Here is a 6,092-nt window from a genome sequence, read left to right on the forward strand (position 1 = left end):
GTACGCTAATTTTCACCTTATTTCTTTAGTTAAAATGGGGTATATTTTCCCCCCAATGCTTCTACAATTGTACGAGTATTCGCTTCCATCATTTTGATGTAGGAATCCCCATCACTTCCCTTAGCGCCAATTGAATCAGAAGAGAGTTGATTTGGTGCTAATTTCACACCTGCTTCTTCAGCAACAGTTTTAATTAAGGCTGGGTTAACTGTAGTTTCAAAAAAAATTGCGGTAACGCCTATTTTTTTAATTGACTCTACTAATCGCTGGACTGTTTGAGCGCTTGGTTGTTCTTCGGTACTAATGCCAATTAAAGTACCTGCGATGGCTACGCCCGCCGCAGGCATCGCAATCCCAAAAGCATGTCCATAATATTGGAATGCATCATGCCTTGTCACCAGTTTCCGCCGAGTGCGGGGATAGTTTGAATCTGTTGATTAATCCAGCTATGCAACTGCTGTAATTCATTAGTAACTTGCGATGCCTTGTGAGTAAATTTTTCTCTATCTTCAGGTGATTGCTTAATCAAAGCATCCCGAATCGCATTCGATTTGTTATGGCGATCGCATACATGTTTTATTTATTACCAATAAAATATCAGCTTATTACAACATGGAAATAAATCAAAGCAATTCAGAAGTAAAGTCTATTGCACTTAAAACAACTTTACTGATTATCATTTACAGCTTACCTTTTTTGGTATGTTTAAGTTTACCAATTATAATTTTTCGGGATAAATTTGTTGGTTTTTGGTTAAAAGCACCCGGTTACTATCCATTTAGCTTTTCTATGGCTCTCTTTGTAGCTTTATCTTGTGGTGCAGTTACTTTATGGACTTTGAGGGAAAAGCAAAAAGATATTAATATATTCTTTGTAATATTAGCTATATTTTGTGGATGTAGTTTTAATCTTCTATTATATATTTTGTATATTCCTTTTCCTGTTAATATTTTAATGATTTTCGTTTTATTTTTAATATCTCTTATACAAACTCCTATTTTGACAACACTTGCTATAATAGCTGGCATATTTTATAGTTTTTTAATACCAACTCCTTTAATATGTATTTATTTTTCATGTTTGTATAGCCAAAATTTTCAAAATAAGCCGTCTTCTATTCGTAAGCGGATAATATAATATATAATTCCTTTATTAGCTATCGTTATAATTCCATATATCATTGCAGCTACAATTAAGCTTACACCAGGCTTAATTTTACCCATTGCATTTCGCAATATGGTGGGACTTAATCAGTTCGGGTTTTCTTATAAGAATGTAATCAAAAAAATAGAAAAATGCCAGCAACTTGAAGATTATATTGGAACTAAAGAAGCATATGCTTTGGCTGAAGGTAGAAATTACCAAACATTTGTTTTTGTTGGCAACAGTACTTATTTTGTTATTGAGGTGGTAGGTGAAAAAGGTACTGCATTTGTAAATGCATGTTCTGGAGAATGTGGAGATATTAAAACACTTCCAGTTCGGATTTACACAAAATCACGTACTATTGATCTCACTTATGAGCGGATATGTGGTTAGTATAATACATAATTATCAAATACTCAGCTTTTGTAAACAACTTAGCTACTAAAGGCTATTGCTAGATTGAATCTAGATTGATCTGTTAAGATATTCTTATACAAAAATTACTTTCAGGATCGGGTAAGCTGACAACAGCAGTTTCATCCTCAAAACAATGACCGCAAGTAGTCCCACGATTTTAGCCCTGGACTTTGATGGAGTGATTTGCGACGGACTAATTGAATATTTTGAGGTATCATGGCGCACCTACTGTCAAATTTGGTCGCCTGCTAACCACACACCACCAGATGATTTAGCTTTGAGATTCTATCGTCTGCGACCTGTAATTGAAACAGGTTGGGAAATGCCCGTTTTAATCAAAGCCTTGGTAGATGGAATTCCTGATGATAAAATTCTTCATGAATGGGTAAGCATCGCCCCGAAACTTTTGTTAGATGATCAGCTACAAGCAAGAGAAATTGGTGCAAAACTAGATAACCAACGGGATGAATGGATTACCACCGATTTAGACGGTTGGCTAAGTCTGCATAGATTTTATCCGGGTGTAGTAGAAAAAATCAAATTAACTCTTGACAGTGGAGTTAAGCTATACATTGTGACAACTAAAGAAGGGCGTTTTATACAGCAGTTGTTGCAACAAGAAGGAGTGAATTTACCAGCCGCAGCGATTTTTGGGAAAGAAGTCAAGCGTTCCAAATACGAAATTCTGCGAGAATTAATTCAAGCAGCAGATAAAAAGCCAGTTAGTCTCTGGTTTGTAGAAGACAGACTTAAGACATTGCAGTTAGTCCAACAGCAAGCAGACCTTGAAGATGTGAAACTCTTCCTTGCAGACTGGGGCTATAATACCCAAGCAGAACGGGAAGCCGCCCAAAATGATCGACGGATTCAGTTGTTATCACTGTCTCAATTTACCAAACATTTCTCTGTTTGGCTTTAATATATTAAATATATTGCAATAATCTCTTGATACATTCACCCTAGAAGGGCTTGTGATTGCCCAGATGTTTGTAACAGTGAAATTGTTGCCTTTCCCGATATACCGCCCGGAACTTAAGTTCCGGGTTAATAGCCCAAGTCCACTCAAGTGGACTAAAATCAACGAAGCAGAATATTTAAAAGATGTACGTAAATAACAAGGATTAGAAATCAGAGTTTCCGTCTTTCCATTTCAGTGAAATAATAACTCATAACTCTTCACTCTTGACTTACCTTTATGCTTGACCTGACAAAACTTGCGCGACAAATGCAGGGTTTAAGTCAACATCTTACTTTAGAAGCTGTTGCCAGTCGCCAGCGTTTAGAATTGGCGCAACAACATCTCAAAAATGCTTACGAGTGTCAACAAGATTTAATCGATCGCCAGGAAAAATGGCGCGATCGCATTCTCTTTGCTAATGCTACCCCAATGGAGCCGTTAGAAACCTGCATCGATATCCCAGTTCCCCCAAAAATTCATACTGTCATCGCTACCGATGGTTCGCAAATTGCCCCCAACCATCACGAAATTGCTTACTGTTATCTCCTAAATATTGGCAGGGTCGTCTTGCACTACGGACAAAATCGCCATCCGCTACTTGATAGTTTGCCAGAGGTATTTTATCGCCCAGAAGATTTATATATGTCTCGACAGTGGGGAATTAGAACCGAGGAATGGATGAGTTTCCGTCGCACTGCTTCAGAAACAACAGTGTTAGCAGAACTTGCATGTGCGACGAAGGGGGAAGCGCCAGCACTGGCGATGGTAGATGGTTCGTTAATTTACTGGTTTTTAGAACAATTGCCGATGGATGCACGCGATCGCATTTTACCTCCCATCCTCGAAGCTTGGCAGCAGATGCGTGATGCTCAAATTCCTCTGATGGGCTATCTCAGCGCCTCTCGCAGCATCGAAACAATGAACTTTTTACGGTTGTTGGCTTGTCCTCATCCAGCCCCAGACTGTAAAACTTATTGCCCAAATCAGCTAGAAAAAGTAGCTTGTAAAATTTTTGAACAGTTGCGAGATACTTCTGTTTGGGCAACCCGACTCAAACCAGGACAACGCAGTACCCTGTGGCGCAGTAATTCCCCCATTCTCGAACTCTACGGAGACCAAACCATTTACTTTTGCTACGTCCACGTTGGTACTGAAATCGCCCGAATCGAAGTTCCGGCATGGGTAGCGGAGAATGCAACCATGTTAGATCAAGCACTAGGGCTAATGCTAGCACAAGTGCAAAAAGGATATGGCTACCCTGTAGCGATCGCCGAAGCCCATAATCAAGCAGTCGTAAAAGGTGGCGATAGAGCACGTTTCTTTGCCCTGCTTGAACAACAAATGATTAAAGCTGGTCTGAAAAATGTGGGAACTTCCTACAAAGAAGCCAGAAAGCGGGGCAGTATTGCTTAAATCAGGGAATAGTAAACAGTTGAGTTTCGTTGTTATCGTTCAATTCCTGAATTTAAACAATATATCGTGATTGAGCAATACAAATTTTAGGTTGAGCAATTTGCTAAAAACTCAGATGGTAAATGGGTATTAACTGAATATGAATCACCCGATGCATTGTTAACACTGGTTTATAGAAATTTCCAAATTTTATTTAGTGATATTTATGAAATGGTAAATTTTCAGATGAGCGAGGACTAAAGGATTAAGTCTAGACTTCAGCGATCGCTTTTTCTCGCTGTTCTTATTTCACATCGTAGCTTGATCGAAATTAGCCGTTAAGCTACTGTTTGTGTAAGTAGTCGTAATAGCACAAATTATTGATTGCAAAAAACAAAACGAAAGCTAGGGTGATCGTCCTTAGTTGCTGTCCCAACTTTTCCGAAAAAGAATGTAGAGACGTAGCACTGCTACGTCTCTACAAGGGTTCTGGGTAACGCATATTTAATTTCTGGAGATGTCTATTTATCAAGCCACGTTCGTCTAAATCAGTTACACAAAAGTACGCTACATTTCGCTTCGTTTTACCCAAGATACCTAACTTAAAAGTTGCATCAATATAGCGGTTCTTGGTTGAGTGCAGTACAGTTTTGACCTATCTCCTACAAAGAGAGAGGTTTTGAGCCTTACTCCCCTTCCCTACAAGGCAAGGGGTTGGGGGTTAGGTCTATATTAGACTCAACTGCAAACGGTAATTGACCCTAATGAAGAACCTGCAAGTGTCGCCATCCCTGCAATCAATTCCTCTTTCATTTTATATTTTTCTCCAGATAAAATTTATTTGCATTACATAATAATATTTTGCAATTCATCTAAGTAATAATACTAGAGGTTACGTATGTTTAATTACGTATAATTATAAAGTTTTACTGGCATTTTGACAATTAAAGTACAATCCTCATACTCAAATCCAACCACTTCGACTGAGTAATCGGCGCACTGCTAGAAATATAGTCAACACCCGCCTCTGCTATAGCGCGAATAGTTTCCAAAGTCACATTCCCCGAAGCTTCAATTTTCACCCGCCTATCCTGCTGACGAATCAATTGCACCGCCTCACGCATCAGATCCAAAGGCATATTGTCCAACATAATAATGTCAGCATTGTGCTGCAAAGCTTCTTTCACCTGCTCTAAACTTTCCGTCTCTACCTCTATAGTCAAAGGATAAGGAATCTGAGAACGAATACGGGTAACAGCTTCTCCAATTCCCCCAGCCGCCGCAATGTGATTATCCTTAATCATCACCGCATCATCCAACCCCATGCGGTGATTAATCGCCCCACCTAAAGCAGTCGCGTACTTTTCCAACAGTCTCAGCCCTGGTGTAGTTTTACGCGTATCCACCAACTGAGCAGGTAAATCAGCAATTTTCTCTACATATATATTAGTCAGCGTAGCAATCCCACTCAACCGCATAGCCAAGTTGAGCGCCACCCGTTCCCCCATCAGCAGTGCATCCAGCGAACCATGAATTTCAGCTACTACCTGTCCCGCCTCACACCATGTACCTTCAGCCGCAACCGCCACAAAGCTAACTTTTTCATTCAAAATCTGAAACACCCTAGCAGCAACTGGTAAGCCAGCAATTATCCCTGAAGCTTTAGCTATCCATTTAGCCGAGCCTAGCGTCACATCTTCTGCTAGTAGCGTATTTGTTGTGCGATCGCCCCTGCCAATATCCTCCAACAACCAGGCATGCAACAGTGGATCTAAAACCAGCCAGGGCGGCAAAACACCAGAATTCCTCACAACTTTATTGCTTCCTTAGTGACTTCCAGGAATACTATAGCCTAAAACCCTTACTATCTAAGGCTTTGATGGAGACTCAAAAGCAGTCCAAAATATTTTTTGGAAAAATAGTTGACACATGAAGATAGGTTCGTTATATTGAATAAGTGCCTGAGAGAGAAGCCAAACAAGAGCGACGCTTGAAGGACACCGAACCTTGAAAATATTATAGTTTGAAAGCCATAAGAAAACAAGTGGTAAGCGTCAAGCAAATAAAGATAACTAAGCTGAAGTTAAAAAAGAGCAGCTAAAGAGCTAATAAAGCTTTCCAATTCAAAACGGAGAGTTTGATCCTGGCTCAGGATGAACGCTGGCGGTATGCTTAACAC

Annotated in this window: 5 protein-coding genes and 1 pseudogene; 4 read left to right on the top strand and 2 right to left on the bottom strand. The window is 39.7% G+C overall.

Going from position 1 to position 6,092, the window contains the following annotated elements:
- Positions 1 to 29: 29 nt before the first annotated feature.
- A pseudogene (locus tag HWQ23_RS24120) lies at positions 30 to 547 on the bottom strand (metal ABC transporter solute-binding protein, Zn/Mn family); the annotation flags it as partial.
- A gap of 65 nt (positions 548 to 612) precedes the next feature.
- On the opposite strand from HWQ23_RS24120, the gene HWQ23_RS24125 reads away from it, so the two are divergent.
- The 4 genes from HWQ23_RS24125 (at position 613) to HWQ23_RS24140 (ending at position 3,934) form a co-directional block, all read left to right on the top strand.
- Positions 613 to 1,137 (top strand): hypothetical protein, encoded by a 525-nt coding sequence (locus tag HWQ23_RS24125; protein WP_292833830.1) that lies wholly within the window; start codon positions 613 to 615, stop codon positions 1,135 to 1,137.
- 99 nt (positions 1,138 to 1,236) lie between these two features.
- Complete coding sequence (locus tag HWQ23_RS24130) at positions 1,237 to 1,539, top strand: hypothetical protein (protein WP_292833834.1); 303 nt, start codon at positions 1,237 to 1,239, stop codon at positions 1,537 to 1,539.
- A 157-nt stretch (positions 1,540 to 1,696) separates the two neighbouring features.
- On the top strand, positions 1,697 to 2,482 hold the full coding sequence (locus HWQ23_RS24135; RefSeq protein WP_292833837.1) for an HAD family hydrolase: 786 nt from the start codon (positions 1,697 to 1,699) through the stop codon (positions 2,480 to 2,482).
- Positions 2,483 to 2,758: 276 nt separating this feature from the next.
- Positions 2,759 to 3,934: a DNA double-strand break repair nuclease NurA gene (locus HWQ23_RS24140; protein ID WP_292833839.1), complete on the top strand. Its 1,176-nt coding sequence runs from the start codon at positions 2,759 to 2,761 to the stop codon at positions 3,932 to 3,934.
- A 923-nt stretch (positions 3,935 to 4,857) separates the two neighbouring features.
- Here the strand turns inward: HWQ23_RS24140 and nadC are convergent.
- Entirely contained in the window at positions 4,858 to 5,724 is an 867-nt protein-coding gene (gene nadC / locus HWQ23_RS24145; RefSeq protein WP_292833842.1) for a carboxylating nicotinate-nucleotide diphosphorylase, read from the bottom strand.
- Positions 5,725 to 6,092: the final 368 nt, after the last annotated feature.

Origin of the sequence: Nostoc sp. JL33, from assembly GCF_017114985.1 — a bacterium.
In the GTDB taxonomy this organism is placed as follows: domain Bacteria; phylum Cyanobacteriota; class Cyanobacteriia; order Cyanobacteriales; family Nostocaceae; genus Nostoc.